At 43.8% G+C, this 23,537-nt stretch carries 30 protein-coding genes, 1 tRNA gene and 1 pseudogene; 28 read left to right on the top strand and 4 right to left on the bottom strand.

Annotated features, from left to right (window positions below):
- Nucleotides 1-107 precede the first annotated feature (107 nt).
- From ACLU9Q_RS11710 to ACLU9Q_RS11690, 5 genes are all read left to right on the top strand, one after another.
- Nucleotides 108-1,472, top strand: coding sequence for a hypothetical protein (locus ACLU9Q_RS11710; protein WP_412625280.1), 1,365 nt, complete (start codon nucleotides 108-110; stop codon nucleotides 1,470-1,472).
- Nucleotides 1,462-1,899 carry a hypothetical protein gene (locus tag ACLU9Q_RS11705; protein ID WP_296834969.1) on the top strand — a complete coding sequence of 146 codons (438 nt, stop codon included), beginning with the start codon at nucleotides 1,462-1,464 and terminating at the stop codon, nucleotides 1,897-1,899. The genes ACLU9Q_RS11710 and ACLU9Q_RS11705 overlap by 11 nt, the downstream gene beginning before the upstream one ends.
- A 12-nt stretch (nucleotides 1,900-1,911) precedes the next feature.
- Nucleotides 1,912-2,337 carry a minor capsid protein gene (locus tag ACLU9Q_RS11700; protein WP_412625338.1) on the top strand — a complete coding sequence of 142 codons (426 nt, stop codon included), beginning with the start codon at nucleotides 1,912-1,914 and terminating at the stop codon, nucleotides 2,335-2,337.
- A gap of 4 nt (nucleotides 2,338-2,341) precedes the next feature.
- Complete coding sequence (locus tag ACLU9Q_RS11695) at nucleotides 2,342-3,610, top strand: phage minor capsid protein (RefSeq protein WP_296834967.1); 1,269 nt, start codon at nucleotides 2,342-2,344, stop codon at nucleotides 3,608-3,610.
- 82 nt (nucleotides 3,611-3,692) lie between these two features.
- Nucleotides 3,693-4,760: a hypothetical protein gene (locus tag ACLU9Q_RS11690; RefSeq protein WP_296834964.1), complete on the top strand. Its 1,068-nt coding sequence runs from the start codon at nucleotides 3,693-3,695 to the stop codon at nucleotides 4,758-4,760.
- Between the two features lie 261 nt (nucleotides 4,761-5,021).
- On the opposite strand, the pseudogene ACLU9Q_RS11685 reads toward ACLU9Q_RS11690, so the two are convergent.
- Nucleotides 5,022-5,138: pseudogene (locus ACLU9Q_RS11685) on the bottom strand (DUF6731 family protein); the annotation flags it as partial.
- Nucleotides 5,139-5,323: 185 nt separating this feature from the next.
- Between ACLU9Q_RS11685 and ACLU9Q_RS11680 the strand changes: the two are divergent.
- From ACLU9Q_RS11680 to ACLU9Q_RS11610, 15 genes are all read left to right on the top strand, one after another.
- Nucleotides 5,324-5,455 carry a hypothetical protein gene (locus tag ACLU9Q_RS11680; RefSeq protein WP_412625279.1) on the top strand — a complete coding sequence of 44 codons (132 nt, stop codon included), beginning with the start codon at nucleotides 5,324-5,326 and terminating at the stop codon, nucleotides 5,453-5,455.
- 121 nt (nucleotides 5,456-5,576) lie between these two features.
- Nucleotides 5,577-5,723 (top strand): hypothetical protein, encoded by a 147-nt coding sequence (locus ACLU9Q_RS11675; RefSeq protein WP_296834958.1) that lies wholly within the window; start codon nucleotides 5,577-5,579, stop codon nucleotides 5,721-5,723.
- Nucleotides 5,724-5,845: 122 nt separating this feature from the next.
- Complete coding sequence (locus ACLU9Q_RS11670) at nucleotides 5,846-6,367, top strand: hypothetical protein (protein ID WP_308594249.1); 522 nt, start codon at nucleotides 5,846-5,848, stop codon at nucleotides 6,365-6,367.
- Between the two features lie 139 nt (nucleotides 6,368-6,506).
- Complete coding sequence (locus ACLU9Q_RS11665) at nucleotides 6,507-7,040, top strand: Bro-N domain-containing protein (RefSeq protein ID WP_308594250.1); 534 nt, start codon at nucleotides 6,507-6,509, stop codon at nucleotides 7,038-7,040.
- A gap of 76 nt (nucleotides 7,041-7,116) precedes the next feature.
- Nucleotides 7,117-7,186: transfer RNA gene (locus tag ACLU9Q_RS11660), tRNA-Arg, on the top strand.
- A gap of 82 nt (nucleotides 7,187-7,268) precedes the next feature.
- Entirely contained in the window at nucleotides 7,269-7,868 is a 600-nt protein-coding gene (locus tag ACLU9Q_RS11655) for a phage scaffolding protein (protein WP_296840865.1), read from the top strand.
- A gap of 18 nt (nucleotides 7,869-7,886) precedes the next feature.
- Nucleotides 7,887-8,813 carry a hypothetical protein gene (locus ACLU9Q_RS11650; protein WP_296840854.1) on the top strand — a complete coding sequence of 309 codons (927 nt, stop codon included), beginning with the start codon at nucleotides 7,887-7,889 and terminating at the stop codon, nucleotides 8,811-8,813.
- Complete coding sequence (locus ACLU9Q_RS11645; protein WP_296840843.1) at nucleotides 8,813-8,935, top strand: hypothetical protein; 123 nt, start codon at nucleotides 8,813-8,815, stop codon at nucleotides 8,933-8,935. The genes ACLU9Q_RS11650 and ACLU9Q_RS11645 overlap by 1 nt, the downstream gene beginning before the upstream one ends.
- Before the next feature lie 27 nt (nucleotides 8,936-8,962).
- Nucleotides 8,963-9,442: a hypothetical protein gene (locus ACLU9Q_RS11640; RefSeq protein ID WP_296840840.1), complete on the top strand. Its 480-nt coding sequence runs from the start codon at nucleotides 8,963-8,965 to the stop codon at nucleotides 9,440-9,442.
- Nucleotides 9,443-9,447: 5 nt separating this feature from the next.
- The gene (locus ACLU9Q_RS11635) at nucleotides 9,448-9,888 is read left to right on the top strand and encodes a hypothetical protein (protein WP_296840837.1); all 441 of its coding nucleotides are present in this window, start codon (nucleotides 9,448-9,450) and stop codon (nucleotides 9,886-9,888) included.
- Between the two features lie 6 nt (nucleotides 9,889-9,894).
- Nucleotides 9,895-10,338, top strand: coding sequence for a hypothetical protein (locus ACLU9Q_RS11630; RefSeq protein ID WP_296840834.1), 444 nt, complete (start codon nucleotides 9,895-9,897; stop codon nucleotides 10,336-10,338).
- A 24-nt stretch (nucleotides 10,339-10,362) separates the two neighbouring features.
- Complete coding sequence (locus ACLU9Q_RS11625) at nucleotides 10,363-10,884, top strand: hypothetical protein (RefSeq protein WP_296840832.1); 522 nt, start codon at nucleotides 10,363-10,365, stop codon at nucleotides 10,882-10,884.
- Between the two features lie 83 nt (nucleotides 10,885-10,967).
- Nucleotides 10,968-11,486, top strand: a complete 519-nt coding sequence (locus ACLU9Q_RS11620) for a hypothetical protein (protein WP_296928549.1) — start codon at nucleotides 10,968-10,970, stop codon at nucleotides 11,484-11,486.
- Nucleotides 11,483-12,130, top strand: a complete 648-nt coding sequence (locus tag ACLU9Q_RS11615; protein WP_296928552.1) for a Gp15 family bacteriophage protein — start codon at nucleotides 11,483-11,485, stop codon at nucleotides 12,128-12,130. Before ACLU9Q_RS11620 ends, ACLU9Q_RS11615 begins: the two co-directional genes overlap by 4 nt.
- Nucleotides 12,131-12,248: 118 nt before the next feature.
- A complete protein-coding gene (locus ACLU9Q_RS11610; protein ID WP_412625276.1) occupies nucleotides 12,249-13,625 on the top strand; it encodes a hypothetical protein in 1,377 nt (458 codons plus the stop codon).
- 741 nt (nucleotides 13,626-14,366) lie between these two features.
- Here the strand turns inward: ACLU9Q_RS11610 and ACLU9Q_RS11605 are convergent.
- A complete protein-coding gene (locus tag ACLU9Q_RS11605) occupies nucleotides 14,367-14,990 on the bottom strand; it encodes an ATP-binding protein (RefSeq protein WP_412625275.1) in 624 nt (207 codons plus the stop codon).
- A 1,124-nt stretch (nucleotides 14,991-16,114) separates the two neighbouring features.
- On the opposite strand from ACLU9Q_RS11605, the gene ACLU9Q_RS11600 reads away from it, so the two are divergent.
- The 8 genes from ACLU9Q_RS11600 (at nucleotide 16,115) to ACLU9Q_RS11565 (ending at nucleotide 21,649) form a co-directional block, all read left to right on the top strand.
- A complete protein-coding gene (locus ACLU9Q_RS11600; protein WP_298514578.1) occupies nucleotides 16,115-16,318 on the top strand; it encodes a hypothetical protein in 204 nt (67 codons plus the stop codon).
- Nucleotides 16,319-16,497: 179 nt separating this feature from the next.
- Nucleotides 16,498-17,457, top strand: a complete 960-nt coding sequence (locus ACLU9Q_RS11595; protein ID WP_412625274.1) for a site-specific DNA-methyltransferase — start codon at nucleotides 16,498-16,500, stop codon at nucleotides 17,455-17,457.
- Between the two features lie 426 nt (nucleotides 17,458-17,883).
- Complete coding sequence (locus ACLU9Q_RS11590) at nucleotides 17,884-18,396, top strand: GNAT family N-acetyltransferase (protein ID WP_296831492.1); 513 nt, start codon at nucleotides 17,884-17,886, stop codon at nucleotides 18,394-18,396.
- Nucleotides 18,397-18,460: 64 nt separating this feature from the next.
- Nucleotides 18,461-18,985 (top strand): AAA family ATPase, encoded by a 525-nt coding sequence (locus tag ACLU9Q_RS11585; RefSeq protein WP_296831490.1) that lies wholly within the window; start codon nucleotides 18,461-18,463, stop codon nucleotides 18,983-18,985.
- Complete coding sequence (locus tag ACLU9Q_RS11580) at nucleotides 18,975-19,769, top strand: AAA family ATPase (protein WP_296831488.1); 795 nt, start codon at nucleotides 18,975-18,977, stop codon at nucleotides 19,767-19,769. Before ACLU9Q_RS11585 ends, ACLU9Q_RS11580 begins: the two co-directional genes overlap by 11 nt.
- Nucleotides 19,720-20,655 carry a DUF1848 domain-containing protein gene (locus ACLU9Q_RS11575; protein ID WP_296831486.1) on the top strand — a complete coding sequence of 312 codons (936 nt, stop codon included), beginning with the start codon at nucleotides 19,720-19,722 and terminating at the stop codon, nucleotides 20,653-20,655. The genes ACLU9Q_RS11580 and ACLU9Q_RS11575 overlap by 50 nt, the downstream gene beginning before the upstream one ends.
- A 101-nt stretch (nucleotides 20,656-20,756) precedes the next feature.
- The gene (locus ACLU9Q_RS11570; RefSeq protein WP_296831484.1) at nucleotides 20,757-21,188 is read left to right on the top strand and encodes a MarR family winged helix-turn-helix transcriptional regulator; all 432 of its coding nucleotides are present in this window, start codon (nucleotides 20,757-20,759) and stop codon (nucleotides 21,186-21,188) included.
- Between the two features lie 2 nt (nucleotides 21,189-21,190).
- A complete protein-coding gene (locus tag ACLU9Q_RS11565) occupies nucleotides 21,191-21,649 on the top strand; it encodes a GNAT family N-acetyltransferase (RefSeq protein ID WP_296831482.1) in 459 nt (152 codons plus the stop codon).
- Nucleotides 21,650-21,730: 81 nt separating this feature from the next.
- Here the strand turns inward: ACLU9Q_RS11565 and ACLU9Q_RS11560 are convergent, their stop codons facing one another.
- Entirely contained in the window at nucleotides 21,731-22,618 is an 888-nt protein-coding gene (locus tag ACLU9Q_RS11560; protein ID WP_296831480.1) for a DMT family transporter, read from the bottom strand.
- Nucleotides 22,611-23,444, bottom strand: coding sequence for an AraC family transcriptional regulator (locus ACLU9Q_RS11555; RefSeq protein ID WP_296831479.1), 834 nt, complete (start codon nucleotides 23,442-23,444; stop codon nucleotides 22,611-22,613). The genes ACLU9Q_RS11560 and ACLU9Q_RS11555 overlap by 8 nt, the downstream gene beginning before the upstream one ends.
- Nucleotides 23,445-23,537 lie beyond the last annotated feature (93 nt).

The following is a 23,537-nucleotide window of genomic DNA, read 5'->3' as shown; positions in this document are numbered from 1 at the left end:
CGGTGATTTAAAGGAATCTGATAGGTGCTATAAAGGGGTGGTTTCAAAGGCTGTTTAAAACAAATATAAACGAAGTATTCAAAATCGATGCTATACGCTCTCCCGATATGGAGAATGCGATCCAGAAATGGATGAATATCGCTGCGGGCAGACCGCCCTGGATCCGTGAAAAGGAATTTATTCGGACAATCAGCTTTTCGAATACTATGGCGCGGGAGCTGGCTGGGCTGGTGACGCAGAACATTGATATTAAGCTGGATACTGCATATGCCGGCGGAAATGCGCCTTTCCTACAGGCAGCCTTAGACAGCTCTTTCCTGGAAAAAGCACAGGATATCATGGAGAAAGTGATACGATATGGCGGCATAATGGCGAAATGGAATGGTAAAAGCATTGAATATCTGACACCAGACCGTTTTGCCGTTACAGAGGCGGATGGTGACGGGCATATTACTGCGGCATTGTTTTATTCGTACTATACTGAAGGGCGGAAGTACTATACAAGAGCAGAATGGCACCGGTTTGAAGGAGCAACAGAAGACGGGCAAAGCGTTTATAAAATATCAAACAAAGCCTTTGTTTCCGACACGGAAGATACCCTTGGAAGCGAGGTGCCGCTTTCACGAGCAAAATGGAGAGACATCCAACCGGAAACAAGAATCGAAGGGCTGGAAAGACCGTTGTTTGCATACCTTAAAAACCAGTACAGCAACGTGATCGATCCGGACAGTCCTCTGGGTGTTTCGAGCTTTGCCGAGTGTACGGAAGAGCTGCGATGGCTTGACATCGCGATGTCCACCCTGGGAGTGGAAACAGAACAGTCAAAACCGACAATGTTCGTAGATGAAGACACTATTATGTTTGCAAGAAACGCCGGAATCGAAATCCCGGATTTTATCATGGGGCTGAGAAGGGGCGTGAAAGCGGAAAACACTGTACAGCAGTGGACGCCGGCGCTCCAGACGCAGGCACGGATAGACGGGATAAATTTTTATCTGTCTATTCTTTCCTACAAGGCAGGGTTTGATCCGGGCTATTTTGTGTTTAATGGGCAGTCTATAAGCATTGCTACGGCGACGCAGGTGGAAGCGACGGAGCGCCGGACGGTAAATACTGTATTATCATACCGGAATCTTCTAGATCGCCCTAACAGCAACGGTGATGGGCGAACCGGGTTTGTCCACGAGATAGTGCATATTATCGACACAATGGCAGTCATGTCGGGCACGACGGCGCCGGGTGACTATGGAAACTATGAATTATACTGCGATTTTGCCGATATTACGGCAAATGAACAGGAAGACAAGATGTTTGACTACCAGTTGGCGAACGCCGGTTATATGTCAAAAGCGCGCTTTCTGGTGCGGCGCCTGGGTTTGACGGAGGACGAAGCACTGGCAATGGTGGCAGAGGCAGCAGAAGAACAAAAGAAACTAAATAAGAACCAGGGAGGGTTATTCGGTGAGGAATAGAGAGATGATAGGACACATTAACGATCTGGATGCGATTATCGTTGAAGAACAGAAAAGGCCGGCGGCGGAGCGGGTTTTTAATGGCAGAGCATTCCTGCTGATGATGAGAAATTACCGCTCTCTGCTGGAGGAATATAAGGCAAATTATGAAAAGGATCTGCAGGCGCTGAGAGACAAATTCTATACGAGGAAAGAAGCGGATGTGACGGTTCCGGCAGATGAGGCAGCAGGCACAAAGGAGCATGTGGAAAAACGCGAAATCGAGGTCCTGAAGCCGGATTGTACGCAGGAGCAGTATGATAAGGAGCTGAGTGAACTGCTGGATCTGGAAACGCGAAAGATCCAGATTTCAAGAATTAAAGCAGATGATCTGGTGGATGTAAAAGATTTCAGAATTGCGCTGGCACTGGATTTCATGGTGGAGTGATGCAGAAGGAAAATAAATACTACGGTTGGCGGTATCACAATCCAGATTGATACAAAGCGGATTAACGGAAATATACGGGAAGCGCAAGGGCTTTTAAACCAACAGATTGTAGCAGATTCAGATCCGTATGTACCGTTTTCGCAAGGTGGGCTGCGTGGCAGTGTAAGATATCCGGATGGAATTTATGGCGGCGAGATTGAATACGATTCCCCATATGCGCATTACCAGTATATGGGCGAGGTATATGGTCCAAATATCCCAGAGAAGGATGCGGAGGGCAATATTACTGGCTGGTGGTCTCCGCCGGTGAAAAATCCGACAGGGAGACCTTTGGCATATCATACTGCAGGAACCGGCTCGCATTGGTTTGAGACTGCAAAAGCGGCGCACGGTAAGGAATGGATCGATTTGGTGAAACGGACTGCTGAAAAGGGGTAATGAAATGCTTCCACCGGATTATTTTACAGGAAAAGAAGACAGGCTTATTGCGATATATCAAAAATGGCAGGATTATGTGATGAAGGATATCGCAAGGCGGCTTTTATCTGCAGGGCAGATGACCGGCACGGCTGACAGGCTGCTCTGGAAGATGCAGCAGGCGGGAATGCACCGGGAGATTATCCTGAAGAAGCTGTCAGAGCTTACTGGAATGACAACGAAAGAACTGAAAGCGCTTTTGCAGGATGCGGCGCTGGCTTCGTGGCAGGATGAAGCGGACATGCTGGGCCAGGTAGGCATTGTACTGACGGATCCGCTTGAAAATCCACGTGTGATTGAAGCTATGGATGCCGAATATAAAAAATCTCTGGCGGAGCTTGAGAACCTCACGAGAACCACAATGGATAAAACACAGCAGGATTTGATTAGCCTGCTGGATGATGCAGAGATGCGTGTATCCGCGGGGACGCAGAGCTATAACATGGCAATCTGCCAGGTATTGGACGAATACGCAGGGAAGGGCATTAAAGTGCAATATCCAACCGGCACAGAGCTTACACTTGAAGCTGCGGTAAGGATGTGTGTAGTTACCTCCGTGAACCAGACGGCAGCGCAGATCACAAATCAGTATGTGGTTGAAACAGGCAGCAACTATGTTCTGTTTAGCGCGCATCCGGGAGCGAGAACAGCCCGGGACGGACAGCCGGCATATGCTGGACATGATACCTGGCAGGGACGCGCATTTTCCATCAGGGGGAGTGAACCGGGATATCCGAACCTGCTGGAATCCACCGGATACGATATCGATCCTGTTACCGGGCAGGGGACGGTGGTTGATCCGCTGGGCGCGCATGGATATAACTGCAGGCATTCCCACCGCGTATGGGATAAACGCCTAAAGAATCCCTGGAGGGATGAAAACGGGAATTTGGTTCTGGGGAGCGGCGAAGCCTTGACAGCAGAAGAGAATGAAAAACGCTATAAACTTCAGCAGAAGCAGAGGGCAATGGAACGCGGAATCCGCAAGACAAAGCGTGAACTTCTGATGAAGCAGCATGAGATTAATGGAATTGCGGAGACTGATGTGCGGGCTATCCTGCAGGAGGATTACAATAAGCTGACTGCCAGACTGGTAAAGCAGAATAAAGCATACAACGATTTCTGTAAGGAAAATAATCTGCAGCCGGATTATGTAAGGGCAAAGGTAGCTGATTTCGGAAGAAGGCAGCGGGCAGATGCCGATGCCGGGGCAAAGAGAATGAAGGCAAAATAGGTGCGATTACCGTATATGGCAGTATTCCAATTTGTGGGAATTGATGGTATAATGAGGAAAATGCTGAGGGAGGATTTTACAGATGAAAAGATATTTGAGAGCATTGTTTTTTGTGGGAATTGTTATGAGTATGATTGCTTCATGCCAGACATTTGCTGCAGAGGATGCGGAGTATGAAACAAAGGAACTGGGCAATATTTCTTTTGAGTATCCGGCAGGAATGACGCAAGATGTCGAAGAAGATGATGATATAATAGCCTGGTATGGAGAAAGTGAAGATTGTAATTTCAGTGTAAATGTATTCAAGCTTGATATAGATTTTGAAGAGTATGATATGGTTCTGTCTACTCAAAATGGAATTATGGAATCCTTTGATAGTGCATACACGCAGTACGAAATTGTTAACGATGAAGATTTGTGTGATGGCGATAAGATTGCCTGGAGAAAAACAGCAATAACAGATGAGTATGGTGATGAAATAACAGATGCAGTTTACTATGTTTTTGACGGAGTGAACTATATTGCTGTTAGAATGCAATCTTTTAGCACATATCAGAGTGAGACTACGGCTAAAAATTTAAACGTGATGAATCACATTATAGATACATTAAGTGCGGATGATAATATAAGTAATGCTGTAATATATTTTCGAGATTGCGAATGGGATTCTACTGTTGAAGATGTTATGGAGAAAGAGATAACATCGGATATGATAGAGGGAATAGATTATTATTATGAAGACGATGTCTTGACAATAATAGATGGAAGTGTCGCAGGTTATGATTGCTATACCTATTTTGCTTTTAATGAGCAAGGAAAATTTGTTAGAGGCATGTATTCGCTTAAAGAAGAGCATTCTAACCAGAGCGATTATTATCAAGATTATGTTGATTTGGTAGAGCTGTATGTTGAAAAATATGGGGATGATTATGAGGAAGCAGCAATCTGGAAGGATGAAACTTTCAAGAACGATATACAAAATTGGGGACACGCTGTATCTGTTGGAGATGTTAAATTTGGCACCATGTGGACAGATGAAAATGGAACAACAATAGTAATGGCTCTTGCAGGTGATAATTACGAAATCTCAACATCAATAGCGTATACGTCTGCGAAATATGAATCAAAGAAAAATACCGATGGAATATAAGTTAATCTTAGCGGCAGATTTCCTGCCGCTATATTTATGAAAATAATGCTTGACAAAAACGAACATATGTTCTATAATGCGAATAAATGTAACATAACCGTATCCGGTACTATTATTTTGTTGAAATATGGTGTATTATGGAAACAAATAAGAGAAATGTGCCGGGAGGATATGGAAATGTCAGAAAGAAATGTAAAATTTCAATATTTTGGTCTGGTTAGACAGGAAAAGGAGGGAAATCGATGGACAGGTAAGGGAAAGTTAAATATAAGTGTAATATTCGTCATCACCCAATGTAATTGCTTCCGCTTCTTGATTTTCTTTTACAATCGAGGGAATATTATCCTCTCTCAATTTCATAAATCTGATTTGAGAAAGATACTGATAATTTGTTTCGTAAGTACCTTAAAATAACGGTATTGCTGGGAATAGTAAATGTTGTAACATCTCTAGCAATGTATGTTAGGGCTACTATACCGGAAAAATGGCAGATATCATTTTATTATTTATGGATGTTTATAACAATAGCATTTTTAGCGACAACGTATAGAAGTATGTCCCATATGATTACATTAATTTTTATGGAGGATAAACATGATACAGAGGTATCTTGTTTAGAGATTGAAGATGGAATTGGGATATCAAACGACCGAGACATTGAATTAAAAGAAAAATATAGGAGTGAGAAAGAATAGCGGCAGATTTCCTGCCGCTACTTTTATGAAAATAATGCTTGACTGGTTACTAGTAACATGATAAAATGTTACGTGTAACAGGGAGGTGGTAATAATCACTCAACGAAGCAGAGCTGGTTACATGAAATCAAGAAGAGAGAATTTGCGAACATTTAGTGCGGAAGTGAATAAAGAAAAAATGGAAGCATTAGAGAGAAAGTTATCGCAAAAGAATTTGTCAAAAAAGGAATGGCTTGACTCTAAAATTGATGAAGAAATCAGCGAATAAAAGAAACGGACATTCGCCGTACCCTGAGAAAGTAATTGCGAATGTCCAACCCCAAAATAGAGGTATAAATATTATAGCACTGTACCTCTGTTTTGGCAAATTGAAAAATGGAGGATTTTGAAATGCAATACAAAAACATTGTAAACGAAGAACTGAGAATAGCTGCAATCAACATTGCTGATTTAACGCTCGAATATGTATCAGCTTTTTTAAGGCAATGGAATGATGATTCCAAAATCGGCAGCCTAACACTGTATTATGACCGGAAAGAAGATTACCTGGTATTGAATAGGGATAATGAACACTATGAGATATATCTTGAATTGGCGGAGGCACTGTTAGGACCGGTAGCAGATACGGAAAGAGGACGTGAACTGCTGAAAGAGTTTCCATACAGTATAAGGGAAGCGGTAGAGGTTCTTAAAGATTGCAGGCAAAGCAGAAAAGCAGAAAAAGAGCTGAAAATATTAAGCCATCAACCATGCACTGGTTTTGAAAATATCCGTGTTCGGAAAGTGCTTGAGGGTATTGCGCAGAGAGATTATTCGCAACAGGCTCTTTTAATACATGAAGCGTATAATTACGGGATTATGCAAGGTAAACGTGCGGAACGAGCCAGAAGGAAAGCGAGGGTAGCGGTATGAGTAAAACTGTAAACGAATCTCTTAACAAAGAATACCGTCAGAAAACTGTAGAATTTCTGGACATGATAGTGGATACCAGATTTTTATGTTGCATTTATACGATTGCATTCAGATATCTTGAAAAGAGGGGGCTGGTATCATGAATGAGTTGAAAATTTTTGACAATGAAGAATTTGGGGAAATTAGAACTGTACTTGTTGATGGTGAACCGTGGTTTGTTGGAAAGGATGTTGCTTCGGCACTTGGATACGCGAAACCTGCCGATGCGATTGGAAAAAGAGTGGATTTAGAAGATAGAGGTATCTCCAAAATGGAGACACCTTCTGGAAGACAGGATATGGTTATTATCAATGAATCCGGTCTGTATTCTTTGATATTCAGCAGCAAGCTGGAATCCGCAAAGCGGTTTAAGCATTGGGTGACTTCTGAAGTGCTTCCATCAATAAGGAAAACGGGAGAATACGCCATGAATGATGTTGCCGCGGAGAAAATCCCGGTTGGCGAAGTAGCCAATCTTGCAAACGTCATGGACAGGGTAGCGGTAAGACAGAACCTTGCTCCACACCGGATTGCCGCGAATTTAAAGGCAATCTTCGAGCAGTTTGGCATCCGGCTGACAGATGATTTTGTGAAGGTGCCGGAATATGAACAAATGAAACTTACAATCGAATAACAGAGATATGACATTCACTAAGGACTAAGCGGAGTCAACCTGTAAGGCATTCTTACGGGCTGGCTCTTTTTGCTTGGCGGATTGGTGCAAAAGGCAGCACAGCGGTCTCCTTAGCCGCAGCACAGGGTTCGAATCCCTGGTCCGCAATTACCCCGCCTGGTGGTCTAATCCAGGCAGAATCCATACCTGCGGCGGCAGGTCAATAAACACGACCAGGAGGAAAAGAATATGCAGAAACTTATTGAAACACTGAAACAGTTCGGTATTGAAGTACCGGAGGACAAGCAGGCTGAAGTGAGAAAAGCCCTGTCAAAGCATTACAAAAATGCTGCTGAACACGAAAAGGCGGTCTCGAAACTTGAAGGAGAACGGGACACCTGGAAGGAAAAGGCGGAAACAGCGGAAAGCACACTGCAGAAATTCGAGGGCATTGATCCCGAACAGATCCAGACAGAAATTAATAACTGGAAACAGAAAGCAGAGACTGCTGAAAACAATGCTAAAGCACAGATCCGGCAGCGCGACCAGCGTGATTTTCTGAAGGCGGAATTTGACAGACTCGGTATCACGTCAGAGAGAACGCGCAGATCTCTGATGGCAGACATCATGGGCGACGACGGACTGAAATGGAAAGATGGCAAATTCATGGGCTTGTCTGATTATCTGGAGACAGAAAATGCGAAGGATCATTTTTACCAGACCCAGGAAGAAAAAGAGTTGGAAGCAAAGCAGCAGCAGGCAACCGGAAGGGTTCCTAAATTTACAGAGCCATCAAATGGTAAACAGGGAAAACAGCCGGATAATAACCCGGCACCGACAATTTTTTAAACGAAAGGATGATGAATAATGGCTGTTGAATCACTGAACATTACAAAGCTGAAAGATCTCGCAGGAACAGAAGAGGGAAAACTTCTTCTGGCAGAAGAACTGAAGGGGATTATCAAAAACGTATCACGGAAAACGATCTCCAGTATTTTTAAGAATACACTGCTTTCGGGAAATCCGGATGCTGGCACCTTGAGTGCAAGAAGATATGCTTCCGCGCAGTCAAAGCAGTATGGCACAGCAAGGGCAGCGGGAAAAAGTGATGCAGGGAAAGCGCTCCCGGTATCTGTGGATATCAACATTGACAGGGAGATTTTCGAGGAATATGAAGAGAAGGATATTTCTCTGAACGGTATTCCGGGATTGCTGGCAGAACGTAAGGTAGCAATTGAAGGTGCGATGATAAGGGAACTGGACGAAAAGTTTTTCGAAGTTGCGGTTGATGATACCACTGGTGGAACGGCTCTGACACCGACAGGTACTACTGTGAAAGAAAGACTGTCCGAGCTGGTACTCGCCCTCCATACAACAAAGAACGATTTTGTGGATGGAGTCGAAAAGAATGATATCCATGTAGCATTGTCGCCGACAGCATACGAGGGGATGCGTGATTACATCGATACCAAAGCAAACGCCAACGTGCAGACAGATATCGAGGAATTCGGAAGATTCCATGGTGTATGGGTGTATTCCAATAACCACCAGCCGGAAGGGATTGAGATGATCGCAATGTGTAAAGGCTCCATTGCCGAGCCGGTAAAAGCGAGCACATACCGTGCTGAGAAAATCCCGTTTTCCGACGCGTACAATGTCGGACTCCCGTATTATTACGGTTGCAAACCTGTCATGCCGGATTTGATCTACTATATCAAGGAGGCTTCCGGGGCAGGTGGTTCCGGCGCGAGTGGAACAGGCGGCAATGAATCTGTGGAAGGAGGAAACAGTTGATGACAGTAAGAGATAATGCAGGGAGGATTCTCACAAGTGGGAATCCCGTAATCTGCAATATGTGGAAAAAGGCTGGGTATGAAGTTATCAAGTCAAAGAAAAATGCTGGCAGGGAGAAGTAGCCAAAACCGGAGCAGGGGAGGATGTATATGGCACTTGTTGATTCTGTGTTTTATGAAGACAAATATGGCGGCAATGCTATAGATGATGAACTTTTCGACCGTCTGTACCGCAAGGCAGAAAACATACTGAATCGTATGACATTTGGTCGCATATGTGCTGTGGATGGCGTGTACGGGCAGAGAATTCTGTATTGTACGCACGAAGAATTTGAAGCATTTACAGAGGAGGAACTGGCTGCATTGAAATATGGGATGTGCAGCCTGATGGAGGCAGTGATGAAACTGGAGAATGCAGAGCAGCAGGCTCTTGCGGGAAATTCCAGCAGTGCAAATGTGAAAAGCCGTTCATCCGGAGGAGAATCCGTCAGCTATGAGAGCCGGAAGACTGCTTATGACGAAGCATTGACAAGCAGTACGAAGAGGGAAGAACTGTTCCGGGATGCTCTTATGGAATATATGCAGCCATGCATATTCCGGCATAATCCATTTTATGCAGGAAGCAGGTGATTAATATGTCTGATCCGTTTTACAACAAAACCGTTACGGTCTGGAACCGGTATGTGGATGGCATATGGGAAAAAGAAACCTGGCTCCCGACTGTGATAGGAAATGTCCGGCTGCTGGTATCGCGCGGCAACAATATCCAGAACAGCGGAAATTCGGCAGCCGACAGTGCGAGACTGCATATCAGTAATGAAATGAGCATTCCTGCAAAGCCTTACCTGCCTGCGGAAGCATGGGGTGCGCTGCCGCTGGATGAAAAGAAAAAGTATTTCACGCTGGACAGTGGGAATGAGAGCTTTTTTATTGAAGGTGACATGTCCAGTGTAAACGCGGAAGTTTATGGTGATGGATTCTTTTCATTCATGAAAGAAAATTATTCAAACTGCTTTAAAATCACCAGTGTAGACAGATTTGAAATCATACCGCACTTTGAAGTGTGGGGAAAGTAGGTGTGTATGCCGGAGGAATCAAAACCGTTATCTTCGAAAGAGTATGATGCTATCGGGCAGGGGTTATTTGAAAAGATCAGTGCATTTAAAAACCTTCCAGCAGGAGTGAAAATGGATTACCAGTCGCTTGATGGAATCAATCATATCAGTTTTATAACGATGCCGGGCGGCAAATACACAAAAGAATATGTCACTGGCGGCTTTGAAGCGCAACTCCCGTTCCAGATATGTTATAAGCTGGCAGCCACAGGGAATAGCCAGATGCTGGCGGCTGAGAAGGTAGTGGACGGTATCGCGGATTATCTGGAAGAAAATCCGGACATAAGTCTGAGCGGAGGCAGGGAGATAACAGAAATCGTAATGAATTCTGTTACATACCGGAGCAGGGCAGAGGATGATGGCAGTATGGTGTTTGTCAGAAATGGAACCGTAAAATACGAGAAATTATAAATTGTTAAGAAAGGATGATGAAAAATGGCTGGAGAAACAGGGAAGATACTCAGAGGACAGAGAGCGAAATGGATTTCCTTTGACGGGACAGACTGGACGCTGATCGGTGTCCGTATGGATTCTGAATCCACAAATATGAATCCGGATGTAACCAATGGAAAAGACGTAACCGGCGCGCCGTATATCGACCACAATGGATTTGCGCCAGAATCGGATATTGACTACAAGCCCAGAAAGGAAGATTCTATTTATCCGCAGATCCAGAAAATTACAAATGAACTGCTGAAAGATGAGGAAAACTGTACATTTAAAATGATTGTTGCAACGCTGGATATTGAGGTAAAGGATACCGGCGTGAAGTCGGCGTCAGGGACGGGATATCAGGTTGATGTACTCTGTGTCCCGCAGGAGGATGGCGGCGACACATCCGGGTATACGATTCCGGTAAATTTCTACGAGAATGGTACCCGCGTGCAGGGAACAGTAACTGTCGAAAACAAAAAACCGACATTTACACCGGCAGGCTCCGGAAGTACGGGAGCCTGAACGAATATCGCAACGACACTGGTCTAGTATAAACGGGGTGATCCTTCGGGATCCATCCCGTTTCTGGAAGGGATGGTAAAAATATGTCATATTCAATAGGCAAAAAAGTCAGCAGCCAGCTGATAAAGGTGGAGCTGAATGAATACGGGGATTACATACTGATCAATCCGGGAGATTACACGCTTTCAAAGCGGTTCAGCGAGCTAATCCAGTGGATGGAGGACAAGCAGGCGGAACTTGGGAAACTGGCTTCCGAAATGAATGAGAAATACAAAGATACACCGATGATATCAGCTGACAAAGAAGGCAACGCCAGCGTGGATACAGAGCAGCTGTCCCTGTATGTAAAAATCAAGAACGAGCTGTATGAAGAATGCCAGCGCCGCATCGGCGGCTTGTTCGGGCAGGACGTGCTGAAAAAGTATTTCCGGGCACTTTATGAAATTAATCCGGATTTTGTCCCGGATGAAGAATGTATCATGGATTTTCTGGAAGAGATATCCCCGGTATTGCAGACTATCTACCAGGAAAGGGCCAGACAGATCAACCAGAAATATGGGAAGAACCGGAAACAGGGAGTAAAGAGAAGTGATATCCCATGATTAATGTGCTGGTGGACACTCTTCCTACGGAATGGAAGGCACCGGACGGCAGCGCATATGCGATTGATACGGATTTTCGCATCGGTATCCAGCTGTGCCTGCTCCAGGAAGACACGGAACTTACGAAGCGCGAAAAAGCAGTCATGATGATGGAGCTTTTATTTACTGATGCTATACCGGGAAATGCGCAGGATGTAGGGGAATGCGTAACTTTTTTTCTTAATGGCTGGTTTCATGACAAAGAAAGCGGGGAAAAAGCAAATAAGCGTCTGATGGATTTTAACGTGGACCAATGGAGGATATATAGTGCATTCCTGGCGCAGTACCGGATTGATTTAGATACCGTTGGATATCTGCATTTTTGGAAATTCATGGGGTTGCTATCTTCCCTGGAGGAATGTTCGTATACGCGGGTTATTAGCATACGGCAGCGCAAGTTCAGACCGAAGATGGATTCTGAAGAAAGAAAGCAGCTTAAAAAAGCCAAGGAAGTGTATGAACTCCCTGTGCTGCGCTCAGCCGAGGAGCAGGAGATGGACGCAGATATCTATGATTTCCTTGGGGGAACCGTAAGTGGGGATGAACAGCGGCGAATAACTGAATTTGAAAAATATGCTGATGCGGAAGATGATGAGGAGTATTGATTTGCAGGAAAAGGGCGGTGAGTGATCAAGGTCGGCAGGCTATGACGGAAGCATACGTATAAATACAAAAATCGAGACGAAGGCGGCGGAAAAGCAGGTTCTCAATCTTGAAAAACAAATGGAGAAATCTGCGCGAAAGATTGATGCGCTGAAAAAGAAGATGGCCGAGCTGGAGACTACTGAAATGCCTCAGAAAGCCGTTGATCGGTATGAGAGTTCCATTCAGAAAGCGCAGAAAAAGGTTGATTCGCTTCTTCAGAAAATGAAGGAGGTAGCCGACAAGGAGATCATATCTCCCAAATGGAATAAAATCTCTGAAGAAATTGACGAGATAATCCCAAGATTAGAAGAACTCCGGCAGAAGAAAAAACAGGCGATAGCATGGACTGGTTCAGAGACATCAGCAGAGGCTTTTATGCCGGGGGTTTTTAAGGAACTGCAGGAACTGGAAGAAAAATATGCCCGTCTGAACGAAGCGAGAAATAAATTAGAAGCATCCGGACGCGCCTTTAAAACCGGCGCTGATACAGAAGAATACAGGGATTTACAGAAGCAGCTGGATCTGGCGCGTGGACAGCTTAAAGCAGCCCAGACAAATTATGATGAAGAAAAGGCGCTATTCCAGGAGACTTTAAAAAATAAACATGCGAATGCTGCAGCGGAACTGTCGAGAGAACAGGAAGAATTAAATGGTCTTACAAGCCGGTACCAGGCTTTACAGCGCCAGATTTCCGGTGCTGCGCGTCTCGAAACTCTTGCAAGTGGATTTGGGAAAATTGTCAGCGCTGCGCAGAATGCATTCGCAAAAATCAGTAGCACTGCAGGAACGGTTCCTATATATATTTATGTCAGTTCAGAAGGAATTGATATAGATATTATGGCTGTTAATATAAAGAATGATTCTTTGCTACTTTTATTTAAAAGCGAAATAATAGAGCAAATTAGGAAGAAGAAAGTTTTGAAGAATACTTTTGTTAAATACGGTTTAAGAAAAACATTTTTAGGAATTGATTTAGAAGAAAATGAAAATATAAAAAATGATTTGCAGAAATATAGAAGAAATAAAGGAAATAGGGATGAATTAGAACCAATAATTGAAAAAGAAATTTTATCAGATAGAAAGTTATTAGATGAAGAATTTGAGATTTTAATAAAATATTTTGCTGATAAGTGCGAGAACTTTCGGATTAATACTTATCATTTGGATGATTGGGCAAAAAGTGAATGGTGTGGTAAAGTTTTGTCAGTCCTTTATAGTAAAAAGTTATTAAGCATAGGGTATGCGGAGTGCTATGATTTTAGAAAAGCACTTTCTATTATTCGAAGAACTATGCCAGAATGTTCAAGAGATAAGATTGTTCAAATAAGGACGGATTGTTATTTTTCGATAGTATTTGATGAAAAATATATAATAACGGGAGTACCAAAAGATATAGTGATTATGGATAGGAATACCCATATTCATAAAGTTGAGTTCTATTTGCAAATAATATAATACGTATGTTGATTTTAAGGGGGGGGGGGTAAATGTTATCCCACAAAGTGAGAAATAAACATTTTGGCAAAAGACGTGAGTTTCGCTATTTAGTATAAGAAATAGCTTTCACCGCATATGGAAACAGTCTGTCTGCGGACGAGAAAAGTCCAGTAAATTGGAGGGCGTAAAAAATCTTGTGTCTTTAGAAAGTAAATCTTTCTGATAAGAATTAGATATGTAAAACTTTGCTGTCGAGTTTAAGATTCTGTTGTTGTCGAATCTTTCTTTATATTTACAGTATAACCATATGAGAAGATTTTATACACCTTTTTTGATTTTTTTGCATAACAAATAAGACACTGTATTAATTGCTTTTTTGTGGGCTCTGCCCACACCCGACCTCTGGAATAGAATAGGGGAATTCTGGCAATAATACAAATGCCGACGGAATAGAAGGAAGCGGGAATGGCAGCGAGTCTTTAGGACAACACCATTCCTGCTTTTCTTTTTACAGGTAATTGGTAATCCGTTCTCCATACAATACAATCAGCTGATTCAGCAGACAGTGAAACAGTTTTTCATACGTTGTCAGCGCTGCAGAGATTATGTTAGGTGACCTGTTGCAAACAGCCACTTTCCGCGGCCAGCAGGGCCGCATTTCCCGGCCAGTCAGGGCCATATTAAGCGGCCAGTTTTAGAGATCGGCAGGGCAGAGAGGGTTCCGCCCTGCTAATCAGTAGTGATCGTTATTCCAGAAGGCTATGCCTTCTCAATCAGTACGGTAAACCCTGTAGTCAGCCTGCGCCGGATTCCGTCAAGCTTGCCGTAGCATTCTTTCTCAGCACTCAGCTGGTTTCCACATTCATCCGGAGAATACTGGCAGGTGAAGAGGGTGGATGTCCCAAGGTCATCCCGCAGTTTAATGAGATGGTACAGGATCTTGATCCCTTCCTCGGAGTATCGGCTGATAGCGAAGTCATCAATGAACAGCAGCTGGATCCGTGCATAGTACCTGATCCTCTTGCGGTACTTGTTCAGATCTTCCTGCCGGTTGAGGACGATCAGTTCGTCCAGCAGATCGCTATAGTCTACAAACTTGCAGCGGTAATTGTGCCTGCATGCCTCTACACAACAGGCAGACAGGAAATAGGACTTGCCTGCGCCAGTGACTCCATAGATCCCTACATTCTGCCGGTTCTCAGCGAAGTGGAATTCCAGGACCTGTTCAACAGTGGCATCATTATAGATGCGACCGTTACCGGTTTTCAGGCTCTCAGCCACAGCCCCCTTATTGATCAGGCTGCTGAGCCGCAGGTTGGTTTCAAACCGCTTGTTGAGGGTTTTTATGTACTGAGGTTCCAGGACCTCACGCAGGAGCTGCAAAGCAGTATAGTTCCCAGATGCAAAAGATGGCCTGTGGGGTGTTGTGCGTGAAATTCTAAATACAGATATAGATATTCCGTCATTGCGTAAAAAATATAAGGACACGAAGAGAATTCTTATACGACATGAATGAAGGTATTTATATGCGAGGATAGCACATTCGGAAAAGGAGGCTTCAAAGGCAAACCGCTTAATTTGGATGAGATAAAAAAGTGTGAAGAATTCTGTCGTCGACTGGATAATGAGAATATAAAGTTTTCAGTCCTTATTGGGTCGCCGAATTTGTGTGCCATACGTGTTGGAGAATTTTTGGGAATACTGGAGTACGTCTGAAAATGGCCGTTTGAAAAGTATCCTGACAATTATCGTATTCAGGCTCCGAAGGAAATTATAGAAGATGAATACTATTCTCGATTCATGAAGGGCTTGTGGGTTGTTCCTGATAAGACAGAAGAGGAAGTAGCTGTTGCAGCTATTGCAGCAGGCAAGGCAAGATTTGAATTTGGGGAAAAGTCTGATGTATAGGACTTCTAATGTTAAGACGATGGGATTTCGAACTTGTTCCGTCAGAGTGAAGTCTTGAGGTGGTCGGCAAATCTGTGGGGTCGCATATAATTAAGGAGCAAGGTCTATGACCTGTTTCAGAGAATGGACAAGGGTAAAAAATCGGTGTGTTTTTGGCAAAAATACGGTTTGATAAATTCCCGCGAACAACCGCAAAAATCTGACATCAATCTGGAGCAATCGAGCTATGTGGAGTACGTAGCATAGATGTCACGTACTAAGGACTGACCGCCGAAAAAGTGCCGTATTGACAGGCTTTGGAGGCATTTTTCAGTCAACGTCGGAGAGCAGATTTGACCGCAATAATTTCTCCGTTAGAACACATCAACCATTCTGGTCGGAGGGTTGGGGATCAGGTTTAGATGTTTTGCGGCAGGGATGAGTTAGTGATTTGGATAACAGCAGGCTGAGGCTGTGATTAGGATGTTAAATTATTCATCTATATTTGCAATTGAGACGTAAATAAGAAAGAGTGAGAAAAAACAAATTTATCACCCACTTTATCACCCATCTATGCTACAATTGGTAGGTGATAAACTTATAAAAAAAGGCAAATTAATGTGGGGAATGGAGACGAAATAATAGAAGAAATTCGGAAGTATGATTCCGAAAGAGAGTGGGTTGAATTTAAGGAAAATTGGTTTAAAGCAGATGAGTTGGGAGAAGCCTTTTTATTTGAAGTACTCTGGCATGGTTTTTTAACAATTTGTGGGGTATGCGACAACAAACCGCCTGCGGCTGATTCTGCAACACAGCGGTTTTAAATGGGATTCGACTGGATATATACGGCGAAATGCCGATAAGTATGTACGAGGAACTCCGGACAATCCTAAGTTGCTGAAAAAAGCATTGTTGGAGTGTCCGAACGAAATGATGAAACGAGATACTAAAGAAATCCAGTACAATGTACCGGAGCTATTCATAGATGAAGGAGAAGAATAAGATGGCGAAATTTTATGAAATCGTATTGACGGTACTGAAATCAGATAAGAGATTTGTGGCCGAGGATGGCACTTTCCTGCGTAATGCGGTCTATGAGGCAGCAATGAAGATGGATCAGGGACTTATTAGGCTCCTTCTTTCAAACGAAGATACATCTGCCCGTTTCTTTGCTGATGTTGACGGCGTGAAGGTTTTTGACAAAATGGGGTTTGCCCGGGTGATTAATAATCGTCAATTCTTGCCGGATAGTTATACCCGGTTCAAGAATAAGATTGGGCTTGTTGACGGATCGGAACAGATGCTGGCTACATCTGGAGAAGTGGAATTAGTTTTCCCGTATAAGGATTGCGTTCTTGAAGGCGGTCAAACAAGAGAGGATCAAAAGCGGCAGGAAATCTTCTACAATGAGACTCTTGCTCCCGATGAGGTGGATTGCCTGTTGTATCCTAAGGTGTTCTCTGGTGCAAAGAGATATACAAAGGATGGCACTGAGGAAATAAATCAGTTTTCGGAAAGTGATAACCTGATTATTAAGGGGAATAATCTGTTGGTTATTTCTTCCTTGCTGAAGCGTTACGAAGGTAGGGTAAAATGTGTCTACATTGATCCACCCTATAATCCTACAAGTAATGCTATCTACCTTGTCAGAAATGAGCGGGAATTCCATATCTATTCGTTTGAAGATGGTGAACGATTCGAGCCTGACTATGTTCTTTTCCTGCAACGGGACAAAACGGATGGATTTGAGCAGCTACAGATTTTTATCGAGCCGAAAGGTACGCAACTTCTTGAAAAGGATGCCTGGAAAGAAAAATTCCTGCTCCAGTTAAAGACAGAAGCTGTGCCGGCTACAATTTTTGTGGATGACAACGACTATAAGATTTGGGGACTCCACTTCTTTAATCAAGATAACCGCATGAAGGAATTTGATTCGGAGTTTGCAGCTTTGATTGGGAAGTGATGGGACAGGAAGGAGCGCGCAAAATGGTGATGCCGCAGAGAGTTTTCAGAATAAGATCGGCTTTATATCTTCACGGCACAGCTGTGGCAGCTCCTGGAATAGAGCCACGGAATCCGTTATCGAGAGCCAGCCGTCCGATGGCGGGAGCCACGACACAGGAGGCTCGGTGTTTGATAGCCCTGCCGGTTTGATACAAAAACGATTGAAACGGCCAGATGTTTTTTGTATGTATTTCGCTGTGCAGTATATTTTGCAGGACTTTAAAGTGCTGAACAGACGAAGCGACAGAAAGAGTTACACAAGAGAAGGATTCATTGAAATGGTGAAATATTATTATGAAGAGCCGTATGCGGGAAAACCCCACGTACGGTTCTGTGAGTGGCTTACATTGTGAGGTGTAGGTCTACTCGACTGACGAGGTGTTTTATGAATATAAGGAAAGAGAAACCAAAAGATTATAAAGCAATTTATGCGGTTGTAAGGGATGCTTTTGGCAGTGCAGAACATGCAGATGGAAATGAGCAGGACTTAGTAAATGCATTAAGGAAAGGTAAGGCATATATTCCGGAATTGTCCCTGGTAGCCGAAGAAAACGAAAAAATCATAGGACATATCATGTTTACAAAAGCGAGAGTGGGAGAGAATGTTGTTTTAGCTTTGGCACCATTATCTGTTCTGCCAGAATATCAGAGAAAAGGGATTGGAACTGCTTTGATAAAAGAAGGACATAGAATTGCACAGGAGTTAGGTTATGGATATTCCGTTGTGTTGGGAAGCGAAAAATATTATCCAGGAGCAGGCTATGTACCAGCGGATACTTTGGGAATACTGCCGCCTTTTGATGTGCAAAGGGAAAATTTTATGGCTTATAAAATAGATGAAAACTTTCAGAAAGTGAATGGTGTGATAGAATACGCCAAAGAATTTGGTATAGAATGATACAAACAACATAGGAACTGGGAGCATTCGGAAGGATGAGAGTTACTGCAGGAATAAGAAGACTATGAAAAACGTTTACTTAATAGGCGGAACTATGGGAGTTGGAAAAACGGCCGCCTGCCAGATCTTGAAAAATAAACTGCCGAACTGCGTTTTTCTTGACGGGGACTGGTGCTGGGATATGCATCCATTTCAGGTAACACCGGAAACGAAGAAAATGGTAATGGAGAATATCTGTTTCCTGCTGAATCAGTTTATCCGCTGCAGTGCATATGAGAATATCATATTTTGTTGGGTGATGCATGAGCAGGGGATTATAGATGAAATTATATCAAAGCTGGAAACAGGAGATTGTAAGATATATACGATCTCTCTGATTTGTGATGCAGATAGTCTAAGAAAGCGTCTGCAGAAGGATATAGATGCCGGTATCCGGTCAGAAGATGTGATTCAGAGAAGCATTGCCAGGATTGGTTTATATGAAGAACTGGATACGAAAAAAATAGATGTTTCCCATATAACGCCGGAGCAGGCGGCGGAAAAGATTATAGAAGGTAAGAAGTGTGGGGGAAAGAGATATGGATCATAAATTTATCCAGAGCATCAGTATTAACTGGGATCAGATTGATCATGATTCATATTTGCACAGTATTGATGCGCTTAAAAACACGGAAGGCCTGGATTTTCAAAAGAACATCACATTTTTTGTCGGCGAAAACGGAGCAGGGAAATCAACTTTGCTTGAAGCCATTGCAGTAGCCTATGGCTTTAATCCGGAGGGCGGAACACTGAATTATAGATTCAGCACATTTGACGATGTATCCCAATTAAGCAGTGCCATTCGCATGGCAAAAGGATATCGTCGGGCAAAGTCAAATTATTTTTTTCGTGCGGAAAGCTTTTTTAATGTGGCCAGCAAAGCGGAAGATTACAGGGACACAACTCCAAAAGAAATCTACTACGATCGGTACGGAGGAAAATCCCTGCATGAACAGTCACATGGAGAAAGCTTTCTGGCATATTTTCAATCTTTTGACAGGGAAGGATTATATATCATGGACGAGCCGGAGGCGGCACTATCACCGCAAAGACAGTTGACATTGCTTATTCAGATAGTAAAAATGGCGGAGAAAGGCTCCCAATTTATCATTGCATCCCACTCCCCGATCTTATTGGGGATTCCCGGGGCAGATATCATTTCCTTTGATGATGGTGAAATGAGACGGTGCAGCTACGAAGAAACGGAGAGCTACCAGGTTATGGAAATGTTCATCAATAACAGGGAAAGGCTGATAGAGCGTCTGCTGGATGAGGAGGTAAAAAATGATCATACAGACAGGAATGAGGACGGATATCCCGGCGTTTTATTCTAAATGGCTGATAAACAGAATAAAGGAAGGATTTGTGCTTGTCCGTAATCCCTATAATCCGATGCAGGTAACCAGATACAGCCTTTCACCTGATGTGGTGGATCTGATTGCGTTTTGCACAAAAAATCCGGCGCCTATGCTGCCGTATATGGAGATACTGAAGCCATACGGACAGTATTGGTTTGTAACCATCACTCCATATGGAAAAGACATAGAACCAAATGTGCCTGAAAAAGAAAAAGTTATGAATGATTTTAAACGATTGTCAGATATCGTTGGAGTGGACAGTGTGGGATGGCGGTATGACCCGATTTTTATTGATGATACCTATTCTGCAGAGCGCCATCTGGAGGTATTTGAAAAAATGGCTGCGGCACTTTCCGGATATACAAAATCCTGCATAATCAGTTTTATCGATATTTATAAGAAGGTAGAACGCAACTTTCCGGAGGCAAGAGCGGTATCAAAAAAAGACAGAAGCTTTCTTGGAAAAGAAATGATCCGAATTGCGAAGCAGTATGGAATGGCATTAAAACCCTGTGCAGAAGGAGATGAATTGGCTCTTTACGGTGCGGACTGTTCTGGCTGCATGACGGTAAGCACTTTTGAAACGGCACTTCACGCAAACCTTGCTGTGCCTAAAAGAAAGAGCAACCAGCGAAACGGGCAGTGCGCCTGTCTGCTGGGCGTGGATATAGGAGCTTACGATACATGCGGACATCTGTGCAGATACTGTTATGCGAATACGGATGCAGTACTTGTGAAAGAAAATATGAGAAAACACGATCCATCCTCTCCGTTTTTGCTGGGCGGTTCTATGCCGGGAGATGTCATACATGAGGCACAGCAAAAAAGCTGGATAGATGGTCAGATGCGGCTAGATATATAAGGAGTTGGAGCAGAAAAAGTAGTACATTTATAAAAAATAAGTTGACAAAATCAACTATTATCCATATAATAGTTGATATAGTCCACTAACGGGAGAAAATTATGAACAAGACAATTGCAAAAATCAGAGCCTTCAATCGTTTTTATATGCCTTCCATGAATTTGCTGGGAGATCATTACCTCGGCTCAGAATATTCTGTAACGGAAGCCAGGGTATTTTTTGAGATATACGAGAACGAAGGATGTAATGCGGCGCACATTGCTCAACTGATGAATATTGACAAGAGCTATCTGAGCCGCATAATAAAGAAACATGAAAAGAGCGGATATATCCATAGGGAACGCTCTGCAGAGGACAGTCGTTCCTATCATCTTTTTCTGACGGATGATGGAAAGGACTGTGCGGAAGATCTCATTCGTAAATCAAATGAGGAAATCGCGAAAGTGATCAGGGGCTTATCCTCAGAGGAAGAACAGCAATTGACCGGGGCGCTGGAGACCATTACAAGATTATTACGCAAAGGGAGTGAATGATTATGAGAATTGTACCCTATGATCTTAAGTATAAAAATGATTTTATAGAAATGAATAAAGCATGGATTTCAGAAATGTTTGAAATGGAGCCAGAGGACGAGCGGGAACTGGGAAGCATAGAGCCGTATATCGAAAAAGGAGGCCAGATTTTTTTCGCTCTGGATGAAAAAGAGAGGGCTATGGCCTGCTGCATGATTGCCCCGCGTGAAGATGGTGATTGGGAGATTATGAAGTTTGCTGCCCGTGGAATGTACACAGGTACCGGCGCCGGGAGCGCATGTCTCAAGGCGTGCATTGATTACGCTAAAAAACTGCGGCTTCCGAAAATCATTATTGTTTCCAATCACGAGTGTACCCATGCCGTCCATCTTTATCGGAAATTTGGATTTGAAGAAATCCCTGTGGATAAGGAACGGTTTCCATTTGACCGGGCAGATATTGCATTTGAGATGACGCTATAATATGATGATAAGCAAATAAAAAGGGAAATACTCATCCATCAAGCGCCGGAGTACAACCGATGAGCGCCATTTATGTTGCCCCTACTGTTTTTGTGTTTTCCCTCTGTACTCAGAAAGGAACAGGCCGATCAGTGTGAGAATCGTACCAACACCGGACATCACGGTTACTTGTTCGTTCAGGATAAGGGCAGATGTGACAACCGTGATAACCGGAACCAGGTAAATGTAAATGCTTGTTTTGACAGCACCCAGAATCTTCACAGCCATGTTCCAGGTGACGAAACAGAGTGCGGATGCGCCCAATCCTAAGAAGATCAGATTCCCCAGGTAGACTGGATTTGCGAACCGTTCTGCTCCAATGCGGCAGTCAAACAGGAAGAGTGCAGGTATCATAAATACGATCCCATAAGCAAATACCCGCCTTGTGGTCTGGACGGTGTGATATCCAAAACTGCTGATTTTCCGGGTGAGTACAGAGTAGCAGGCCCACACGACTGCCGCAGCTACGGCCAGCAAGTCTCCGATGGGATTTAACTGCATCTTTGCTCCGTTAAAGCTGATCAGGCAGATGCCGGCCATCGCAACTATAAATCCGATGAAGAAATTTGCGCGCAGCTTTTCTTCCTTTGTGACCAGGTGGGTGAGCATTGCCGTGAAAAAGGGTGCTATGGAGATGATCACACCCACGTTGGAAGCCATTGTATAAGTCAGGGCAATGTTCTCCAGCAGATAATACAGGCACACACCGCACAGTCCCGCCGCTGCAAAGACAGCCTCCTGCCGTTTGTTAGTACCTCTCATCCGATGGGGATAGACGATCAGCAATGCCAGAAATCCCAGAACAAACCGGAAGAACAGGATTTCTATCGGTTCAAAATCCACTAACAGCACCTTGGTGGAGATGAAGGTAGTTCCCCATATCAAGATCGTTACCAGTGCCGCCAGATGCCCGGCTGCTTTTTTACTCATTCGGTGTTTCCTCCTTCTCTAAAAATATATCACGGTAAAGACCCGGAGCCAGTCCGATAAACCGGTTGAAATAGTTCGTGAAATGGCTCTGGTCGGAAAAGCCTGTCTGCATAGCTGCCTCTATCGGAGGTACGCCCTGTTCCAGAAGTTTCTTTGCTTTGCCGATCCGTATGTTTTCCAGGTAGCTGTATGGCGTGACGCCTTTGGATCTGGTAAAGGCCCTAAGCAGTGTGGATTTGCTGAGACCGGCATAGCGGCAGATCTGGTCTAAATAAATCCGGTCAGCGAAGTGCTGCTCCATAAAAGCGCAGGCCTTTTCAATTTCCTTCGGGCATTCCGGGATGCAGCTTGGGGAGGGCTGCCCGTACCGTTGGATCAGCAGGGATATGAGGAGCAGCAGAGTTTCTTCCTTACCGAACTCACAGGAGCCTTTCATGACCAGTTCGTGGAGCGGATGCAGATAACAGGTCACTTCCTCATCGAAGATCACGGTTTTGGAAAAGACGGGGAGTTCCCTTCTCCCGGCCACTTCTTCTGCCAGATCCAGCATGACTTCTTTGGTAATGTTGAACCCCCGGTAATCCAACGTACCTTCATCACTCTGTACACAGGCATGATTGTCTCCGGGATTGAATAAAAGAATATTGCCCTTTTTTAAGGCGTATTCCTGATTTCTGCAAGACAGTACACGCTGTCCGTCCTCGATAAATCCAATTACATAATAGTCATGGAAGTGGTTTGGAAATGGCTGCACGATTCCCTCAAAACGATATGCCTCAATCCGAAGCTCATCATCGTAAACCACCGTCCGTATTTCTTTTTTCATGTGTGTTTCCTCCGTGTTGATTACCATTGTAGCATTTCAAAATGCAAAAGGCTTGTAAAATATCTTCATTTTTCACGGCGCACAAAAAAATCC

The organism is Marvinbryantia sp., assembly GCF_047017445.1.
Taxonomy (GTDB): Bacteria; Bacillota; Clostridia; order Lachnospirales; family Lachnospiraceae; genus Marvinbryantia.
The sequence above is the reverse complement of the archived record's forward strand: the minus strand, read 5'-3'. Positions and strand labels throughout refer to the sequence as shown.